This window comes from Bacillus sp. LJBS17 (assembly GCF_019334685.1).
In the GTDB taxonomy this organism is placed as follows: Bacteria; Bacillota; Bacilli; order Bacillales; family Bacillaceae; genus Bacillus; species Bacillus subtilis.
Genome location: NZ_CP079759.1, coordinates 106,913 through 124,990, shown reverse-complemented (window position 1 = coordinate 124,990; position 18,078 = coordinate 106,913). Strand labels below are relative to the sequence as shown.

Below are 18,078 nucleotides of genomic sequence, written 5' to 3'. Positions count from 1 at the left end.
CCCTTTTTATCTTCGGATTAACCGATGTCACTTGCCTTTATAACTAGAGATTATTCTTTTGTTACTACATCGCGTTCAACGTCTGCAGATGCTGTTTCTTCCGGCTCTTCATCACCTGATAATGCCAGGCCGTCAGCTTGTTTCGCATCTTCTTCGTCTTCTAAATCTCTCATTTCTATTTCTTCTTCATCACCAGAAAGGATTTTGACATCCATACCTAAGCTTTGAAGTTCTTTGATTAATACTTTGAATGATTCCGGAACACCTGGTTCAGGAACATTTTCGCCTTTAACGATGGCTTCGTATGTTTTCACACGTCCAACCACGTCATCAGACTTAACAGTCAGAATTTCTTGAAGAGTATAAGCCGCACCGTAAGCTTCAAGTGCCCAAACCTCCATCTCACCAAAACGCTGTCCGCCAAATTGCGCTTTACCGCCAAGAGGCTGCTGCGTAACAAGTGAGTAAGGACCTGTAGAGCGTGCATGAAGTTTATCGTCAACCATGTGAGCTAGTTTGATCATGTACATGATACCGACAGATACACGGTTATCAAACGGCTCTCCAGTACGTCCGTCGTAAAGCACTGTTTTGGCGTCACGAGACATGCCGGCTTCTTCAAGTGTTTCCCAGACATCCTCTTCTCGCGCTCCGTCAAATACAGGAGATGCAATGTGAATGCCAAGGTAACGAGCGGCCATACCCATGTGAAGTTCCAATACCTGCCCGATGTTCATACGTGATGGTACGCCCAGCGGGTTAAGCATGATATCAATTGGTGTGCCGTCAGGAAGGTAAGGCATATCCTCTTCAGGAAGAATCTTAGAGATAACACCTTTGTTACCGTGACGACCGGCCATTTTATCCCCTTCAGAAATCTTACGTTTCTGAACGATATATACGCGTACTAACTGGTTAACACCTGGAGGAAGTTCGTCTCCGTCTTCACGGTTGAAGACTTTAACGTCATGGATAATTCCGCCGCCGCCGTGAGGCACACGAAGAGAAGTATCACGAACCTCGCGGGCTTTCTCGCCAAAAATGGCGTGAAGAAGGCGTTCTTCTGCAGTCAGTTCAGTTACGCCTTTAGGCGTTACTTTACCAACAAGAAGATCTCCGTCTTTTACTTCTGCCCCAATACGGATGATTCCACGGTCATCAAGATTGCGAAGCGCATCTTCACCGACGTTTGGAATATCGCGAGTGATTTCTTCAGGTCCAAGTTTCGTATCACGTGCTTCTGATTCGTATTCTTCAATGTGGATAGATGTATAAACATCATCCTTCACTAGGCGTTCACTCATGATGATGGCATCCTCATAGTTGTAGCCATCCCATGTCATGAAGCCGACCATTACGTTACGGCCAAGTGCAAGTTCACCGAGCTCCATAGAAGGACCGTCAGCAAGGATTTCTCCTTTTACCACTTCATCGCCGACACTTACGATCGGACGCTGGTTGTAGCACGTACCTTGGTTAGAGCGGACAAATTTCAGCAGGCTGTATTTATCCAGGTTTCCTTTTACTTTTTGACCGTCTACTTCTTCATAACGGCGAACCCAAACGTTTTTCGCTTCTACGCGTTCAACGATACCAGGGTGTTTACAAATAACAGCGGCACCAGAGTCTTTTCCTGATACGTATTCCATACCAGTTCCAACAAATGGCGCTTCCGGCTGCATCAAAGGCACAGCCTGACGCTGCATGTTCGCTCCCATGAGGGCACGGTTCGAGTCATCGTTTTCTAAGAACGGGATACATGCTGTCGCAGCAGATACAACCTGCTTAGGCGATACATCCATGTAGTCTACACGGTTTCTGGAAACAACAGTGTTCTCCCCGCGGAAACGAGCTACGATGCTGTCATCAATAAAGGCGCCTTCGTCATCAAGACGAGCATTCGCTTGAGCGACAACATAGTTATCCTCTTCATCAGCAGTTAAGTAATCGATTCTGCCCGTTACCTTCCCTGTTTCAGGGTCAACGCGGCGATATGGCGTTTCAATAAAGCCAAAACGGTTTACTTTTGCATAAGATGATAGTGAGTTGATCAAACCGATGTTCGGGCCCTCAGGCGTTTCAATCGGACACATACGGCCATAGTGGGAGTAGTGAACGTCACGCACTTCCATTCCGGCACGCTCACGTGTCAATCCGCCCGGTCCTAATGCTGACAGACGACGCTTGTGCGTTAATTCAGCAAGCGGGTTCGTCTGATCCATGAATTGAGAAAGCTGTGAGCTTCCAAAGAACTCTTTAATGGACGCAATAACAGGACGAATATTGATCAGCTGCTGAGGCGTAATTGTATTCGTATCTTGAATTGACATTCTCTCACGAACCACACGCTCCATACGGCTTAAACCGATACGGAATTGGTTCTGGAGAAGCTCGCCTACAGAGCGTAAACGGCGGTTTCCAAGATGATCGATATCATCTGTATCGCCTACTCCGTGCAGCAAGTTGAAGAAGTAGCTGATTGAAGAAATAATATCAGCAGGCGTGATGTTTTTAATCTCTTCTTCGATGTAAGCATTGCCGATTACATTAATAACCTGTTCTCCTTCTTGATCAGTCGGAGCAAAGATTTTAATTGATTGAAGAGTCACTTCATCTTCAACAACGCCGCCATTCGGATACAGCTTTCTAAAACCGATTCCGTTTTCTAAGTATGGCAGTACTTTATCAAGTGTTCTTCTATCAAGAATCTGGCCTTTTTCAGCAAGGATTTCTCCTGTTTCAGGATCAACAAGCGTTTCAGCAAGTCTCTGATTGAAGAGGCGATTCTTAATATGAAGTTTTTTATTAATTTTATAGCGTCCTACATTGGCAAGATCGTATCGTTTCGGATCAAAGAAACGAGAATCAAGCAAGCTTTTCGCATTTTCTACTGTAGGCGGCTCTCCAGGACGGAGACGCTCGTAAATTTCCAGCAACGCTTTGTCACTGTTTTCTGTGTTATCTTTATCAAGCGTATTTCGCAGGTATTCGTTTTCTCCTATGAGATCAAGAATCTCTTGATCGGAGCCGAAGCCGAGAGCACGCAAAAGAACCGTAACCGGCAACTTACGTGTGCGATCAATGCGGACATAAACAACATCTTTCGCATCAGTTTCGTATTCTAACCATGCGCCACGGTTTGGAATGACAGTTGCGGTAAAACCTTTTTTACCGTTTTTGTCTACTTTACCACTGAAATATACACTTGGAGACCGAACAAGCTGGGAAACGATAACACGTTCCGCACCGTTAATGATAAAAGTACCTGTATCTGTCATAATAGGGAAATCACCCATGAAGACATCTTGGTCTTTTACCTCTCCAGTTTCTTTGTTAATTAAACGAACCTTCACTCTTAGCGGAGCTGAGTAAGTCACATCACGTTCTTTTGATTCCTCTACAGGATATTTAGGCTCACCTAAACTATAATCAATGAACTCAAGAGAGAGGTTACCAGTGAAATCCTCAATTGGTGATATGTCTTGAAACATCTCTCTAAGACCCTCATCAAGAAACCACTGATAAGAAGAGGTTTGAATTTCAATGAGATTTGGTAATTCTAACACTTCGCTAATGCGAGCATAGCTTCTGCGCTGGCGGTGTCGTCCATACTGAACTAGTTGACCTGTCAACTGATTCACCCCTCAAATCATGCGTATTATATGTGTAATAAGCATTTCTTCCAAAGAAAGAAAATACTTTTACAAGACAAAAGAAAAAAGGGTTTCTAATTAAGAAAACCACATCCAAAAACAAATACCGATTTTATTAGCATTTCCATACTTGTATAATTTATACATAGATATTGACAATTCATCATATCAAGCAAAATATATACATTGGCATTTTACAATATTAACATAGTTAAAATACCGAGTCAAACTTTTTTTGCTTTTATGATATAATAGCCTTTCTTTTTTTGAACGACGGAAACTTCATCGAACAGTTCCTCGAGCTTTTCAATGGCAGAAGGCGCGCCTTGCTTTTTCTGTATGACGATCCACAATTCACCTGAAGCTTTTAAGTGTTCAGCGCTTTTCTCAAAGATAGCATGGACAACTTTTTTTCCGGCTCGGATTGGGGGATTTGTAAGAATAGAAGCAAATGTTTGAGCAGAATCAACGTTTGAAAACAAATCGCTTTGATAAATCTTAACGTTTGTTATTCCGTTCTGTTCCGCATTTTCATTTGATAGTTCTACGGCTCTCTCATTAACGTCAATCATGTGGATAGTCCGGTCTTTAAAGTCGCTGGCGAGCGATAAACCAATCGGGCCGTACCCGCAGCCTACATCCAAAATGCCGCCCTCAACCTCAGGCTCTTCAAAAGAATCAATCAGCAGGCGGGAGCCGAAATCAACTTCTTTTTTAGAAAAAACCCCGCTGTCGCTGGTAAACGTGAAATCTTTATTCCGAAGCCTAAAAGACCAGGTTTGCTTGTTGCTTTTCACTGAAGGTTTTTCTGAATAATAGTGCTCACTCATTATTAGAACCTCCTTTTTTCATGGCTTAAAGAATGGCAAAGAAAAAGCTCGCCTCATAAAAGCGAGCTTCCCCTACAGGTAAGTGAAGATTACTTAACTTCTACAGAAGCGCCAACTTCTTCAAGTTTAGCTTTAAGCTCTTCAGCTTCTTCTTTAGCAATACCTTCTTTAAGTGGTTTTGGAGTGTTGTCAACAAGTTCTTTAGCTTCTTTCAAGCCAAGACCAGTGATTTCACGTACAACTTTGATAACTTTGATTTTTTGAGATCCTGCACCAGCAAGGATAAGATCGAATTCGCTTTGCTCTTCAGCAGCTCCGCCAGCAGCAGCTCCGCCAGCTACAGCTACAGGAGCAGCAGCAGTTACGCCAAATTCTTCTTCGATTGCTTTTACTAGGTCGTTCAATTCAAGTACAGTTGCTTCTTTAACGGAAGCAATGATTTCTTCGATATTTAAAGCCATTTGTAATTCCTCCATTTTGTTTTAATTTATGAAAAACTGATTAGATTAAGCGCCTTGTTCTTCCTTTTGTTCTGCCACAGCTTTTGCAGCAAGAGCAAGGTTGCGAACTGGAGCTTGAAGTACGCTAAGCAACATAGAAAGCAAGCCTTCGCGTGATGGAAGTTCAGCAAGAGCTTTCACTTCTTCAACAGTAGAAACTTTACCTTCGATAACGCCAGCTTTGATTTCAAGAGCTTCGTGATTTTTAGCGAAGTCATTAAGAACTTTAGCCGGAGCGACAACATCTTCAGTGCTGAATGCGATCGCGTTCGGTCCAGTTAAGAAATCATTCAAACCATTAAGCTCAGCTTGTTCAACCGCACGGCGAGTCATCGTATTTTTGTAAACTTTGAACTCAACGTTAGCTTCGCGAAGCTGTTTACGAAGTTCAGTTACTTCAGAAACGTTAAGTCCGCGATAGTCAACGATGATCGTTGATTTACTTTCTTTCAGTTTAGAAGCAATTTCTTCAACAACAACTTTTTTTGTTTCAATTGCGCTGCTCATGGTTACACCTCCTGTAGATTCTTGTGTAACACTTATACCGTTAGGTGATCACGACTGAGACGACGGATTCCATATAAAAAGCCTCCATGAGACATGGAGGCTGTATATACAAGCATACGTAACGTAATAGCTGTGATAATATACACCTCGGTAGGATAATTAAGCGGTTAGGCCCCTACTGTCTACGGTATAAATGATATTCTATTTTACAACATTTTGAATAATATCAGAATGTTGATGTCATGTCAATATTATTTTACGTTAAAAGTTGAAGAGTCTACTTTGACACCAGGTCCCATAGTAGAAGTTACAGCAACGTTTTTCACGTAAACGCCTTTAGCTGCAGCAGGTTTAGCTTTAAGGATTGTATCGTACATTGTTGTGAAGTTCTCAACAAGTTTTTCATCCTCGAAAGAAACTTTACCGATAGGAACATGAATGTTTCCAGCTTTATCAACGCGGTATTCAACTTTACCAGCTTTGATTTCGCCGATCGCTTTCTCAACTTCGAAAGTAACTGTACCAGTTTTAGGGTTTGGCATTAAACCTTTTGGTCCAAGTACACGACCGATTTTACCAACTTCACCCATCATGTCAGGTGTAGCTACGATAACATCGAAATCGAACCAGCCTTGTTGAATTTTGTTGATGTAGTCAGTATCGCCTACGAAATCTGCACCAGCAGCTTCAGCTTCTTTCGCTTTTTCGCCTTTTGCGAAAACGAGAACGCGCTGAGTTTTACCAGTTCCGTTTGGAAGAACAACTGCTCCACGGATTTGCTGGTCGTTTTTACGAGGGTCAACCCCTAAACGGAAAGCCACTTCAACTGTAGCGTCGAATTTAGCTGTGTTTGTTTTTTTAACGAGAGCTACTGCTTCAGAGACGTCGTAAGCTTTAGAACGGTCTACAAGCTTAGCAGCTTCAACGTACTTTTTACCTTTTTTAGCCATTTTAAAATTTCCTCCTTATGTGGTTATAGCGGAATAACCTCCCACGAATAAGGGTTGCGAACTTGTTAAAACTCGCAACCCGACAAGAAACAAATTAATCCTCGATTACAATACCCATACTGCGGGCAGTACCTTCAACCATGCGCATTGCCGCTTCAACGTCTGCTGCGTTTAAGTCAGGCATTTTCGTTTCAGCGATTTCGCGTACTTTATCGCGCTTAACGGTTGCCACTTTATTACGGTTTGGTTCACCAGAACCAGACTCAATTCCAGCTGCTTTTTTAAGCAATACTGCAGCAGGTGGAGTTTTTGTAATAAATGTAAATGAACGGTCTTCGTAAACCGAAATTTCAACAGGAATGATTAAACCAGCTTGGTCAGCTGTACGAGCGTTAAACTCCTTACAGAATCCCATGATGTTAACACCGGCTTGACCAAGTGCAGGTCCAACTGGTGGTGCTGGGTTAGCTTTTCCAGCAGGAATTTGCAATTTTACAACTTTAACTACTTTTTTAGCCACGAGACACACCTCCTTAAGTCCGTGATGTGGTAATAGGGTAAACCCTCCCACTCAAGGTTTCATTCTTTATATGAATGACGAAATATCATGCTAGTTGCCTTGGATAAGTCCAAGACGTACCTTTGCTATATTATCATTTATATATAGCAATTTCAAGTTTTTTCACATTACAATTTGTCGATTTGGGTAAATTCCAGCTCAACCGGCGTTTCACGGCCAAACATATTAACGAAAACTTTGACCTTGCTTTTATCATAATCAATCTCTTCAATTGATCCTGTAAAGTTAGCAAAAGGTCCGTCTATTACTTTCACTGTCTCTTTCAGTTCAAAGTCAATATCAGTTTTTCGTTCATCCATGCCCATTCTCTTCAGAATGGTTTCTGCTTCGCCCGGAAGAAGCGGCGTCGGTTTTGAACCTGACCCGGCAGATCCTACGAATCCAGTAACGCCCGGCGTGTTGCGGACAACATACCAAGAGTCGTCTGTCATTACAATTTCAACAAGCACATAACCAGGGAATACTTTCTTTTTCACGACTTTTTTCTTGCCGTTTTTGATATCTGTTTCTTCTTCTTCGGGTACGACTACACGGAAAATTTTATCCTGCATCCCCATTGATTCAACACGTTTTTCCAAGTTGGCTTTTACTTTATTCTCATAACCAGAGTACGTGTGAACAACATACCAATTCTTTTCCATTCTATTCAGGACTGTCCAGTCCTTCCCTCCCCGCATTTGGTTTTAGTGAATTACCATAACGCTTCAAAAAATAGGCGGCAAGCCTATGATAACTTTCATTTTAAGCCACAATAAAAAACCCGCTGAACGGGTTTTGGCAAGTAATATTATGATCTATTATAGCACGTATTGCTGATCATTATTCAACTATTAAACGAATTAATTGAGAAATTCCTGTGTCAAGGAGGGCAAAAAAGATAACAAAAAAGATAACTGTTGAAATTACCGTAATGGTATAACGCGTTAACTCTTTTCCTTTAGGCCAGCTTACCTTTTTCATTTCTTTCCCAACATCTTTAAAGAATTTCATAATACGCATGTAAAAGACCTCCACAATTTAAAAGCGCAAAAACTATTTTGTTTCAAGATGAGCTGTATGTGAATTGCAAGTACTGCAGTATTTCTTTACTTCTAATCGCTCAGCCGCTGATGCAGAGCTCTTCATTGTCGTATAATTACGGTTTCCGCATGTCTTGCATGCTAACGTAATCTTTTTTCTCATGTCATTACACCTTTTTCTAAATAGACATTAGTTCTTATCTTTAGTAACATATCATAGTCAGAAAAATACTGTCAATATAGCATAAATTCCTATTACAAACTGATTTCGCGAATTTCCAAGTACTTCTCCAGCTTGCGTTTCACACGCTGAAGGGCATTGTCGATCGATTTCACATGTCGGTTCAGTTCATCAGAAATCTCTTGGTAACTTCTCCCGTCGAGATATAAGACGAGTACTTTTCTCTCTAAATCACTTAATAGTTCTCCCATTTTCATTTCAATATCATCAAATTCTTCCTGATTAATGATCATTTCCTCAGGATTTAAGGTTTTCGCTCCTGAAATGACATCCAGCAGCGTTCGGTCTGATTCTTCATCAAAAATCGGTTTATCTAATGAGACGTAGGAATTCAAAGGAATGTGTTTCTGGCGAGTAGCTGTCTTTATTGCGGTAATAATTTGGCGGGTAATACATAATTCTGCGAAAGCTTTGAATGAGGTAAGCTTGTCCTCTTTGAAGTCACGAATAGACTTATAGAGGCCTATCATGCCTTCCTGAACAATATCCTCTCTGTCCGCCCCTATTAAGAAATAGGATCTTGCTTTTGCCCGAACAAAGTTTCGGTACTTCGTAATCAAGTAATCTAACGCATCACTGTCCCCAACATGAACCTTTTCAATGACCTGCTCGTCCTCCAACTGGCAAAACTGCTCTTTGTTGAATTTTCCCTTGTTGTTCTGTAGATTCACTCCGATCCCCCCGGCGCACGTAGATAGAAATATTATACAGTATTGGGCAAAAAAGCGTCAACTTAATCTAAGTCTCCCCGCCTCCACTTTTCAAACGTTTTCAAAACCTCTTCCGATAAAGCAATTTTACCCGCCGGCTTTTCGGAAGTGATTTTTCTTACCCGTCTCTCTATTCGCCTTTCAATCGTTTCTACCTCTCTCAAAAGCTCCCGGGCCGATTTCCGCAATGCCCCCTGTCCGAAAATCGCCCACTGCTCAGTATAGTCAGAGGTCGCAACGTGAATTTGAGTCGCAATATTATTCAAAGCCTGAGCGAGCTTTTCTATCCGCTCATCAGCCGTCTCATTTTCTTTTGTAAAAATCACTTCAACTCTATGGTTGGTCTGTTTTTTCTCAAGCCCTTTTACGAGATGCGCGTCAAAAACAACAATAACCCTGTTTCCTGTATACGATTGATATTCCGCCATTTTCTGAATCAGTACGTCTCTCGCCTCTTCAAAACTGTTCGCTTTTAAATCCTTCAGCTGCGGCCAGGCTCCAATCATGTTGTACCCGTCTACTAACAGGATATCCATGGGTCTTTATTCTCCCAGAGGGTTTCGTTTCCGGTAGACTTCATACATCAAAAGACCAGCCGCGACAGATGCATTTAGTGAAGTTACCTTTCCGGCCATCGGGAGTTTAATGAGAAAATCGCACTTTTCTTTCACAAGGCGGCCCATCCCTTTTCCTTCACTTCCGATGACTAGAGCCAAAGGCATATTGCCGTCCATATTACGGTAATCCTCACGCGCGGACGCATCCGTTCCGACAACCCAGATTCCCCGCTCTTTCATCTCTTCTAACGTCCGTGCCAAATTGGTGACTCTTGCTACAGGAATGTGCTCAATTGCTCCTGTTGAAGCTTTTGCCACTGTTGTTGTCAGCCCGACAGCTCTCCGTTTTGGAATGACGATGCCATGAGCGCCGACCGCATCTGCTGTCCTCATAATGGAACCAAGATTATGAGGGTCTTCAAGCTCGTCCAGAATGAGGAAGAAAGGCTGTTCATTTTTTTCTTCGGCTGCTTTATATAAATCGTCCAGTTCTGCATATTCATACGCTGCAACCTGTGCCACTACGCCCTGATGCTGTCCTGTCACCATTTGATCGAGTTTTTTTCTCGGGACGTATTGAATCGTGATTCCCTGCTTTTTGGCAAGCTCAATCACTTGCTGTGCTTGTCCCTTTACGGTGTTTTCCGCCATCCACAGCTTATACAGCTTCCGATCAGATTTTAACGTCTCGATCACTGCATTTTTCCCTATGACGTAATCATGTTGCTGACTCATTTGTTTTCCTCCCTGACGTCCCGAATTGTATAGCTTCGGCTACGAGCTGACTAAGTCGTTCCTCTTTTTTCTCTAGAAAAAGGTAGCCCAGAAGCGCTTCAAATGCTGTACTGTAGCGGTACGTCTGAACATCTGTATTTTTAGGTATTGTCCCTGACTTGGCATTTCTGCCTCTTTTCAGCACCGCTTCCTCTTCTTCCGTAAAAAATGATTGATTCTGCAGAAAAAATAGGATCTCAGCCTGTGACTTTGCTGAAACAATCCGGCTTGATTTCTTATGAAGATCATTTGGTTTGGTAAAGCCCTGCTTAAGCAGGTGATGCCTGACATATACTTCAAAAATGGCATCACCTATATAAGCAAGCGCAAGACCGTTAAGCTGCTTAGAATCTTTTATCGTATCAAATTCAAGCATCTGTTATTGTCCCCGTTTCCAGCGAGTGCCTTGAGCCGTATCTTCAAGAATGATATTCATGTTTTTCAGCTGGTCGCGGATCTGGTCTGACAATGCAAAATCGCGATTCCGGCGCGCTTCATTTCGCTTTTCGATTAAGTCTTCAATCTCTTGATCGAGAAGTTCCTGCTCACCCAACGAAAAACCGAGGACAGAAACAATGCGGTCAAACATCTCAATAAACGCCGTAATCACATGATCAGCCGTATGATCTTTCTGAAGATAATAATTGGCGTGTTTCGCTAAGTCAAACAAGACTGAAATGGCATTCGCCGTATTAAAATCATCGTCCATCGCTTCTTCGAATGCTTTGCGGTGTTCTTCAACTTTTTCAAGCCATTGATCGTCATCTTCGGTTAAATTCGTACTGCTGTTCAGACGGTGCTGAAGATTGCTGTACGCTGTTTTTAAACGGTTGAACGCGCTTTTCGTATTCTCCAGAAGCTCTTCTGAATAGTTAATCGGATGGCGATAATGAACAGATAGCATAAAGAATCTCAAAAGCTGCGGATCATGCTGTTTAATGATGTCATGCACAAGCACAAAGTTGCCTAGTGATTTTGACATTTTTTCATTATCAATATTGATATAACCATTATGAAGCCAGTACTTCGCAAACGTTTTGCCTGTCAGCGCCTCAGATTGCGCAATTTCGTTTTCATGGTGAGGGAATGTTAAATCCTGTCCGCCCGCATGGATATCAATCTGGTCACCGAGATACTTTTTCACCATTGCTGAGCATTCAATGTGCCAGCCCGGACGTCCTTTCCCCCAAGGGCTATCCCAAGAGATTTCTCCTTCTTTTGCCGCTTTCCACAATGCGAAATCAAGAGCATCTTCTTTTTTCTCGCCGACTCGGATGCGTGCACCTGATCTAAGTTCATCGATTGATTGCTGAGAAAGCTTTCCGTACCCTTCAAATGCTCTGGTTTTGAAATATACGTCACCTTCTGATTCATATGCGTAGCCCTTTTTCACGAGCTGATCTACGAATTCGATAATGGCATCCATGTTCTCCATTACTCGCGGATGAAGGTCGGCTTTTCGGCAGCCGAGCGCACCTACGTCTTCAAAGTATGCTTTAATAAAACGCTCTGAAATGGTGGGTACATCCTCACCGAGTTCATTTGCCGCTTTAATTAATTTATCGTCTACGTCTGTGAAGTTAGAGACATACTGCACATCATAGCCTTTATACTCTAAATAGTTTCGAACCGTATCGTAAACGATTGCCGGACGCGCGTTCCCGATATGAATGTAATTGTAAACCGTGGGTCCGCATACATACATTTTCACTTTTCCCTCTTCAAGAGGAACGAATGTTTCCTTCTGTCTAGTCAATGTATTATAAAGTGTGATTGTCATTTTTGATTGATCCTTTCTTTTCTGTCTTCAAGTTCTGCCTTCAGCTCTAAAATCTGCTGTTCCAAAGACTTAAAGCGGTCAGCAACTGGATCGGGCAAATCCTGATGGTTTAAATCGCGTCTTACTTTCTTGCCATTTTGTACAACGACCCGTCCAGGGATACCGACAACTGTTGAAAAATCAGGAACATCATGCAGCACTACTGAACCAGCCCCAATCTTTGAGCCTTCACCGACCGTAATAGAACCGAGCACTTTAGCACCTGTGGCTATCAATGCGTCATCTTTAATCGTTGGGTGCCTTTTTCCCTTTTCTTTCCCCGTTCCCCCGAGGGTAACCCCCTGAAAAACGGTTACGTTATTGCCGATTTCACATGTCTCCCCAATGACAACCCCCATGCCGTGGTCTATGAAAAATCTTCTCCCGATTGTAGCGCCGGGGTGGATTTCTATCCCGGTAAAAAATCGGCTTACTTGAGATATAAGGCGTGCAAGGAAATAAAATTTTCGTTTATATAAAGCATGTGCAATCCGATGCGCCCATATAGCATGTAAACCGGAATAAGTTAAAATCACTTCAAAATAGCTTCTTGCTGCGGGATCTTGATCGAACACAGTATCAATGTCTTCTTTGAGCATTCTAAAAAACACATGCTTCCCCCCGTTTCTCTATCTGATTTCCTCTACCCAATAAAAAAAGCGTCTCTGCATGTAAACATGACAGAGACGCTTTAACCGCGCGGTTCCACTCTGTTTGAAAAGCAGACTTCTGCTCTCCCAACTTCAGCCTGTAACGGCGGCGGCCGCCTTTGAATACTGGTTTCAAAAAACGTTCTTCAAAGGTCTTAAGGGCGCACTTCTAAAACCCGGCTCATGGATCTCTCTCAGCCAATGGAGATCCTTTCTGTAATGACCTAAAGCTTTATACTCTTCCCTGTCAACAATCATTTATTTAGATATTTTTTAAACGCTGAATTGCAGTCTCTTTACCGATCAATTCAATTGATTGCGGCAGTTCCGGACCGTGAGTTTGCCCTGTTACAGCAACACGAATCGGCATAAACAGTTTTTTCCCTTTATGGCCAGTTTCTTTCTGCACTGCTTTGATCGATGCTTTGATGTTATCCGGAGTGAACTCCTCAAGCTCTTCAAGCTTCGCTGCGAATGTACTGAGCACTTCAGGAACCTGTTCTTCTTCCAGAACAGCTTTCGCTTCTTGATTATACTCGATCTCATCCGTAAAGAACAAATCAGTCAGCTCAACAATTTCCGCACCGTAGCTTAATTGCTCATGATACAGGGAAATCAGTTTACGAACCCATTCTTGTTCTTCAGCAGAAAGCTCAGTGCCAACTTTGCCGGCTTTTTGCAAATGCGGAAGCGTCAATTCAACAACCTGATCAAGATCCAGCTTCTTCACATATTGGTTGTTAACCCATTTTAGCTTATGCATATCAAACAAAGCTGGTGATTTAGATAAACGATTTACATCAAAAATTTCAATAAACTGCTCTTTTGTGAAAAGCTCTTCTTCTCCAACCGGTGACCAGCCTAACAGGCCGATAAAGTTGAACAGTGCTTCTGGCAGGTAGCCAAGCTCTTTGTACTGCTCGATGAATTGAATAATGGATTCATCACGTTTACTGAGCTTTTTACGGCTTTCGTTTACGATCAGCGTCATGTGTCCGAACTGAGGAATATCCCATCCGAATGCTTGATAAATCATAATCTGTTTCGGTGTGTTAGAAATATGATCCTCACCGCGCAGCACGTGTGTCATTTTCATTAAGTAGTCATCAATCGCTACCGCGAAGTTGTAAGTCGGCGTTCCGTCCTTTTTCACAATAACAAAGTCGCCGATGCCATCTGATTCAAAAGAGATTTCGCCTTTTACGATATCATTGAAGGCGATAATTTTTCCTTCCGGCACGCGGAAACGAATACTTGGTTTTCTGCCTTCAGCGATAAATTTCTCCTGTTCTTCCTGAGTCAGGTCTCTGTGTTTTCCGGAATAACGAGGCATTTCTCCGCGGGCAATCTGTTCTTCACGCTCTTTTTCAAGCTCTTCTTCCGTACAGTAACATTTATAAGCAAGCCCTTTTTCAAGAAGCTCTTCATAGTACACTTTATAGATATCGTTACGCTCTGACTGACGGTATGGGCCGTACTCTCCTCCGACATCCACACTCTCATCCCAGTCAATACCTAGCCACTTCAGATAATTCAGCTGGCTTTGTTCTCCGCCCTCAATATTGCGCTTTTTATCTGTATCCTCAACTCGAATGATAAACTTACCGCCTTGATTGCGGGCAAATAAATAATTAAAAAGCGCCGTTCTGGCATTTCCAATATGCAAATGTCCGGTTGGACTCGGTGCATAACGGACGCGTACTTCGTTTCCCATTTTCAAATACTTCCTTTCATGTCATGTATGGCCTCAGGCAAAAATGTATGAATCTATTCTACCACCAAATAGACCCGGCATCAAAACAAGTTAGCCTTTTTGTATCAGTACTGTCGCCTGAGCCGCTATTCCTTCCGCCCGGCCTGTAAATCCAAGCTTTTCTGTCGTTGTTGCTTTTACATTTACTTGAGAAACTTCTGCCTCAAGGCCTTCAGCAATTCTTTTTCTCATATCTTCTATGTACGGCAGCATCTTCGGCTTTTGCGCTATGATGGTGCAATCAATGTTCCCAAGGACATACCCCTTCTGTTTCACGATTCCCCAGACATGCTGAAGTAATTTGAAAGAATCTGCGTCCTTGAACTCGGGATCTGTGTCAGGAAAATGCTTGCCGATGTCTCCTTCACCCACAGCTCCCAGGCAGGCGTCAGCGACAGTATGCAGCAATACGTCTGCATCAGAATGGCCAAGCAGCCCTTTTTCGTACGGGATTTCAATTCCGCCAATAATGAGAGGACGGCCCTCAACTAATTGATGCACATCAAATCCTTGTCCAATTCTAAACATGTTTATTCCCACTTTCTGATTCCATGATAGCTTCAGCTGACGTCAAATCGTCTGGCGTCGTCAGCTTAATATTTGTATAGCTGCCTTCTACAACACGGACCGAACCGCCCTCCATCTGTTCAACGAGGCTGGCGTCATCCGTCCCTAAAAATCCCTTGCGCTCGGCCTCAGCGTGAGCCTTCATCAATAAAGAAAGACGAAAAGCTTGTGGCGTTTGGACAGCCCACAAGCTTGAACGTTCAATCGTCTCACTGACTTGTAAATCTTGAACGCGTTTAATCGTATCTTTTACCGGAACAGCAAGGATGGCCGCTCCTGTCTGTTCCGCCTCTGCGATCAGTTCGTCAATTTGTTCATGTTTTATAAATGGGCGGGCACCGTCATGTACAAGGACAATCTTTTCCTGCTTTACGGCTTTCAGCCCCTTATACACACTGTGCTGACGCTCATCTCCGCCTGCAACAAGCTCAATCGATGTTTGAAACGGATAATCGGTCAGCATTTGCTGAAAGTGCTCCCGCTCCTGCTCGTTAATCACCAAGATGATTTTTTCGCACTGCCGGTGGCTGTCAAACACTCTTAACGTGTGTATGATCACCGGGTCTCCTTTCAGCTCAATGAACAGTTTATTTCTCCCTGCCTTCATCCGCTTTCCCTGACCGGCTGCAGGAATCACCACATCATAACTCATTGTTTTTTCTCCCTTTACAGCGCCTTCTCCAACAGCTTAGGCTTCGCAAAAATCATTCGTCCCGCTGCTGTCTGCAGCACACTTGTGACGAGTACATCAATATGCTTGCCGATATAATTGCGTCCTTCTTCAACGACAATCATCGTACCGTCATCCAAGTAGGCAACTCCCTGATTATGCTCTTTCCCGTCCTTAATGACCTGAACATTCATTTCCTCGCCAGGAAGCACAACAGGCTTGACCGCATTGGCAAGGTCATTAATGTTTAATACTGCTACCTTCTGAAGCTCGCACACTTTATTTAAATTAAAATCATTCGTCACAACGACCCCGGATGTCAGCTTAGCAAGTTTGACGAGCTTGCTGTCAACCTCCTGAATATCTTCAAAGTCGCCTTCGTAAATTTCAACTTCAATGTCTAATTCTTTCTGAATGCGGTTCAGGATATCAAGACCGCGGCGTCCTCTGTTTCGTTTTAAAACATCTGAAGAGTCTGCAATATGCTGCAATTCCTCAAGGACAAACTGCGGAATCACGATAACTCCCTCTAAAAAACCAGTCTGACAAATATCTGCTATTCTCCCATCAATAATAACACTAGTGTCCAAAATTTTCAGCTTCTTGTCTTGAACCTCATGTTCTTCATCAGCTGTTCCTTTTTTCTTTTGCATTCTGGCGGAAATGGAAAACAGGCTGATCAATTCATCCTTTTTCTTAAAGCCCACCTGGAAGCCGAGATAACCGAGGAAGAAAGCCAAAAATACAGGAATTATTGTGCTGAATATGCGGTAAGGTATATTGTCTAAAGGAATAACATTTACGATAAGATAAGCAATTATAAGTCCAAAAACTAAGCCAAGACTTCCAAATAACAAATCTGGAACCGGCGCTTTTAACAATGAATCCTCTATCCACTTCACCCAGTTCACAACGTATTCTGTACCCCATATACTGATGAGAAAAAAGATAATTGCTCCTATTGCCGCAGACGTATATGCGTTTGTTATTAAAGGTATGTCCTGTATATTTAACAGTACAAACAATTCAGGTATCAAAAATATACCAACAACGCCGCCAAAAATAATGAAGAACGCCTGAACTATTCGTTTTAACATACCCCCACCTCCTTTTTTAACATTTTAATTTCACAAAGTCTTATGCATCCTACGAATATCAGAATAAACAAAAACCAACATTAATATACCCGTATTCATAAGGTTTTAACCGAAATCACAGTTGTCTGTCTAAATAATGCTTCTCTTGCAGGCGTTTTAATCCTTTTTTGATTTTTTGGGCTCGTACTTCACCGATTCCCTCTACTTCATCTAATTCTTCTGCACTCGCCTCAATAATCCTTGGCAGGACTCCAAATGCTTCTACAACATTTTCAACAATCGGCATCGGAAGACGCGGTATCTTATTTAACAACCTGTATCCTCTCGGCAATACATAATCATCAAGATTAGTAGAAGCAGGGTAACCGAGAAGCTTATACACAATGGAATCATCCAGCAGATCATAACTGGACATATCCTGCAGCTCCTTCAAGAGAACAAACGGATCTTTAATCTTTTCTTTTACATAGTCCTTAATAAATAAAGCAGCCTCTTCTTCCATATCCGTAATCAGTTCAATGACTTGCAGTTTGATCAGATGTCCTTCTGTCCCCAGCTCTTTGATATACATATTAATTTCGTTTTTGATTCTCAGGACCATTTCATAACGATGCATGACAGACAAGACATCACTAAAGGTAACAAGTTCCTCAAACTCTAACGCGTTCAGTGCATTAATCGTTTTATCGAGGATTGTCTTATATTTTTCAAGTGTTTGAATGGCTTGGTTCGCCTTGGTTAAAATAAATCCTATGTCTTTTAGTGTATACTTCATGTTTTCCTGATATAACGTTATGACATTTCTTCTTTCAGAAATAGCGATTACAAGACAGCCAGTTTGCTTAGCTACTCTTTCGGCAGTTCTGTGCCGCATTCCTGTTTCTGATGAAGAAATTGTGGCATCCGGCATCAGCTGAGTATTCGCGTAGAGGATCTTTTGACCAGAATCACTTAAAATGATCGCTCCATCCATTTTAGCCAGCTCATATAAATGCGCCGGAGAAAAAGCCGTGTTTATGTGAAAGCCGCCGTCCACTACTTCTTTTACTTTATCATTATATCCAACAACAATCAGACCGCCTGTATTTGCTCTCAAGACGTTTTCCATCCCCGCTCTGAGCGGTGTACCCGGAGCAACAAACTGCAATATAGATGACAGGTCTAACTCGTGTTTCGCCCCTTTTTTCTCTTTTTCCATCTA

20 protein-coding genes and 2 other annotated features are annotated in these 18,078 nt (G+C 42.5%); all 20 genes read right to left on the bottom strand.

The features are described 5' to 3' along the window. Positions 1-50 precede the first annotated feature (50 nt). The 20 genes from rpoB to disA all read right to left on the bottom strand — a co-directional run bounded on the left by rpoB (position 51) and on the right by disA (position 18,075). A complete protein-coding gene (gene rpoB / locus KXZ66_RS00680) occupies positions 51-3,632 on the bottom strand; it encodes a DNA-directed RNA polymerase subunit beta (protein ID WP_151870500.1) in 3,582 nt (1,193 codons plus the stop codon). A 245-nt stretch (positions 3,633-3,877) separates the two neighbouring features. Further along, positions 3,878-4,483, bottom strand: a complete 606-nt coding sequence (locus KXZ66_RS00675) for a class I SAM-dependent methyltransferase (protein ID WP_003235045.1) — start codon at positions 4,481-4,483, stop codon at positions 3,878-3,880. An 89-nt stretch (positions 4,484-4,572) separates the two neighbouring features. Then, on the bottom strand, positions 4,573-4,944 hold the full coding sequence (gene rplL / locus KXZ66_RS00670; RefSeq protein ID WP_003156436.1) for a 50S ribosomal protein L7/L12: 372 nt from the start codon (positions 4,942-4,944) through the stop codon (positions 4,573-4,575). Positions 4,945-4,989: 45 nt separating this feature from the next. Then, entirely contained in the window at positions 4,990-5,490 is a 501-nt protein-coding gene (rplJ, locus tag KXZ66_RS00665; protein ID WP_003235042.1) for a 50S ribosomal protein L10, read from the bottom strand. Positions 5,491-5,555: 65 nt separating this feature from the next. After that, positions 5,556-5,696, bottom strand: a sequence feature (ribosomal protein L10 leader region). Between the two features lie 45 nt (positions 5,697-5,741). Next, on the bottom strand, positions 5,742-6,440 hold the full coding sequence (gene rplA / locus KXZ66_RS00660; RefSeq protein ID WP_003235040.1) for a 50S ribosomal protein L1: 699 nt from the start codon (positions 6,438-6,440) through the stop codon (positions 5,742-5,744). Positions 6,441-6,534: 94 nt separating this feature from the next. Further along, entirely contained in the window at positions 6,535-6,960 is a 426-nt protein-coding gene (gene rplK, locus KXZ66_RS00655; RefSeq protein WP_003156430.1) for a 50S ribosomal protein L11, read from the bottom strand. Between the two features lie 167 nt (positions 6,961-7,127). Then, a complete protein-coding gene (gene nusG, locus KXZ66_RS00650; RefSeq protein WP_003225764.1) occupies positions 7,128-7,661 on the bottom strand; it encodes a transcription termination/antitermination protein NusG in 534 nt (177 codons plus the stop codon). Between the two features lie 178 nt (positions 7,662-7,839). Beyond that, a complete protein-coding gene (gene secE / locus KXZ66_RS00645) occupies positions 7,840-8,019 on the bottom strand; it encodes a preprotein translocase subunit SecE (RefSeq protein WP_004399676.1) in 180 nt (59 codons plus the stop codon). 33 nt (positions 8,020-8,052) lie between these two features. Beyond that, positions 8,053-8,202: a 50S ribosomal protein L33 gene (gene rpmG, locus KXZ66_RS00640; RefSeq protein WP_003156421.1), complete on the bottom strand. Its 150-nt coding sequence runs from the start codon at positions 8,200-8,202 to the stop codon at positions 8,053-8,055. A gap of 92 nt (positions 8,203-8,294) precedes the next feature. Next, the gene (gene sigH / locus KXZ66_RS00635; protein ID WP_003225758.1) at positions 8,295-8,951 is read right to left on the bottom strand and encodes an RNA polymerase sporulation sigma factor SigH; all 657 of its coding nucleotides are present in this window, start codon (positions 8,949-8,951) and stop codon (positions 8,295-8,297) included. A gap of 62 nt (positions 8,952-9,013) precedes the next feature. After that, positions 9,014-9,526, bottom strand: a complete 513-nt coding sequence (gene rae1 / locus KXZ66_RS00630; protein WP_003235032.1) for a ribosome-dependent mRNA decay endonuclease Rae1/YacP — start codon at positions 9,524-9,526, stop codon at positions 9,014-9,016. Positions 9,527-9,532: 6 nt separating this feature from the next. Then, the gene (gene rlmB / locus KXZ66_RS00625; RefSeq protein ID WP_014475598.1) at positions 9,533-10,282 is read right to left on the bottom strand and encodes a 23S rRNA (guanosine(2251)-2'-O)-methyltransferase RlmB; all 750 of its coding nucleotides are present in this window, start codon (positions 10,280-10,282) and stop codon (positions 9,533-9,535) included. After that, positions 10,266-10,697 carry a mini-ribonuclease 3 gene (locus KXZ66_RS00620; RefSeq protein WP_014475597.1) on the bottom strand — a complete coding sequence of 144 codons (432 nt, stop codon included), beginning with the start codon at positions 10,695-10,697 and terminating at the stop codon, positions 10,266-10,268. Before KXZ66_RS00620 ends, rlmB begins: the two co-directional genes overlap by 17 nt. A 3-nt stretch (positions 10,698-10,700) precedes the next feature. Next, positions 10,701-12,101 (bottom strand): cysteine--tRNA ligase, encoded by a 1,401-nt coding sequence (gene cysS / locus KXZ66_RS00615; RefSeq protein WP_128739963.1) that lies wholly within the window; start codon positions 12,099-12,101, stop codon positions 10,701-10,703. Beyond that, positions 12,098-12,751, bottom strand: a complete 654-nt coding sequence (gene cysE, locus KXZ66_RS00610) for a serine O-acetyltransferase (protein WP_003225749.1) — start codon at positions 12,749-12,751, stop codon at positions 12,098-12,100. Before cysE ends, cysS begins: the two co-directional genes overlap by 4 nt. Positions 12,752-12,819: 68 nt before the next feature. Further along, positions 12,820-13,050: a binding site (T-box leader), on the bottom strand. A 2-nt stretch (positions 13,051-13,052) separates the two neighbouring features. After that, complete coding sequence (gene gltX / locus KXZ66_RS00605; RefSeq protein WP_014478617.1) at positions 13,053-14,504, bottom strand: glutamate--tRNA ligase; 1,452 nt, start codon at positions 14,502-14,504, stop codon at positions 13,053-13,055. Positions 14,505-14,594: 90 nt separating this feature from the next. Further along, positions 14,595-15,071, bottom strand: coding sequence for a 2-C-methyl-D-erythritol 2,4-cyclodiphosphate synthase (gene ispF / locus KXZ66_RS00600; RefSeq protein ID WP_014475594.1), 477 nt, complete (start codon positions 15,069-15,071; stop codon positions 14,595-14,597). Then, the gene (gene ispD / locus KXZ66_RS00595; RefSeq protein ID WP_032726598.1) at positions 15,064-15,762 is read right to left on the bottom strand and encodes a 2-C-methyl-D-erythritol 4-phosphate cytidylyltransferase; all 699 of its coding nucleotides are present in this window, start codon (positions 15,760-15,762) and stop codon (positions 15,064-15,066) included. Before ispD ends, ispF begins: the two co-directional genes overlap by 8 nt. A gap of 14 nt (positions 15,763-15,776) precedes the next feature. Next, a complete protein-coding gene (locus tag KXZ66_RS00590) occupies positions 15,777-16,877 on the bottom strand; it encodes a PIN/TRAM domain-containing protein (RefSeq protein WP_003235014.1) in 1,101 nt (366 codons plus the stop codon). Positions 16,878-16,992: 115 nt separating this feature from the next. Next, the gene (disA, locus tag KXZ66_RS00585; RefSeq protein ID WP_003225736.1) at positions 16,993-18,075 is read right to left on the bottom strand and encodes a DNA integrity scanning diadenylate cyclase DisA; all 1,083 of its coding nucleotides are present in this window, start codon (positions 18,073-18,075) and stop codon (positions 16,993-16,995) included. Between the last annotated feature and the right edge of the window lie 3 nt (positions 18,076-18,078).

Coding starts and splice junctions, on each gene's coding strand:
- KXZ66_RS00675 (WP_003235045.1), bottom strand. CDS start 4,483: ATGAGTGAGCACTATTATTCAGAAAAACCTTCAGTGAAAAGCAACAAG.
- rplL (WP_003156436.1), bottom strand. CDS start 4,944: ATGGCTTTAAATATCGAAGAAATCATTGCTTCCGTTAAAGAAGCAACT.
- rplJ (WP_003235042.1), bottom strand. CDS start 5,490: ATGAGCAGCGCAATTGAAACAAAAAAAGTTGTTGTTGAAGAAATTGCT.
- rplA (WP_003235040.1), bottom strand. CDS start 6,440: ATGGCTAAAAAAGGTAAAAAGTACGTTGAAGCTGCTAAGCTTGTAGAC.
- nusG (WP_003225764.1), bottom strand. CDS start 7,661: ATGGAAAAGAATTGGTATGTTGTTCACACGTACTCTGGTTATGAGAAT.
- secE (WP_004399676.1), bottom strand. CDS start 8,019: ATGCGTATTATGAAATTCTTTAAAGATGTTGGGAAAGAAATGAAAAAG.
- rpmG (WP_003156421.1), bottom strand. CDS start 8,202: ATGAGAAAAAAGATTACGTTAGCATGCAAGACATGCGGAAACCGTAAT.
- rae1 (WP_003235032.1), bottom strand. CDS start 9,526: ATGGATATCCTGTTAGTAGACGGGTACAACATGATTGGAGCCTGGCCG.
- rlmB (WP_014475598.1), bottom strand. CDS start 10,282: ATGAGTCAGCAACATGATTACGTCATAGGGAAAAATGCAGTGATCGAG.
- KXZ66_RS00620 (WP_014475597.1), bottom strand. CDS start 10,697: ATGCTTGAATTTGATACGATAAAAGATTCTAAGCAGCTTAACGGTCTT.
- cysS (WP_128739963.1), bottom strand. CDS start 12,101: ATGACAATCACACTTTATAATACATTGACTAGACAGAAGGAAACATTC.
- gltX (WP_014478617.1), bottom strand. CDS start 14,504: ATGGGAAACGAAGTACGCGTCCGTTATGCACCGAGTCCAACCGGACAT.
- ispF (WP_014475594.1), bottom strand. CDS start 15,071: ATGTTTAGAATTGGACAAGGATTTGATGTGCATCAATTAGTTGAGGGC.
- ispD (WP_032726598.1), bottom strand. CDS start 15,762: ATGAGTTATGATGTGGTGATTCCTGCAGCCGGTCAGGGAAAGCGGATG.
- KXZ66_RS00590 (WP_003235014.1), bottom strand. CDS start 16,877: ATGTTAAAACGAATAGTTCAGGCGTTCTTCATTATTTTTGGCGGCGTT.
- disA (WP_003225736.1), bottom strand. CDS start 18,075: ATGGAAAAAGAGAAAAAAGGGGCGAAACACGAGTTAGACCTGTCATCT.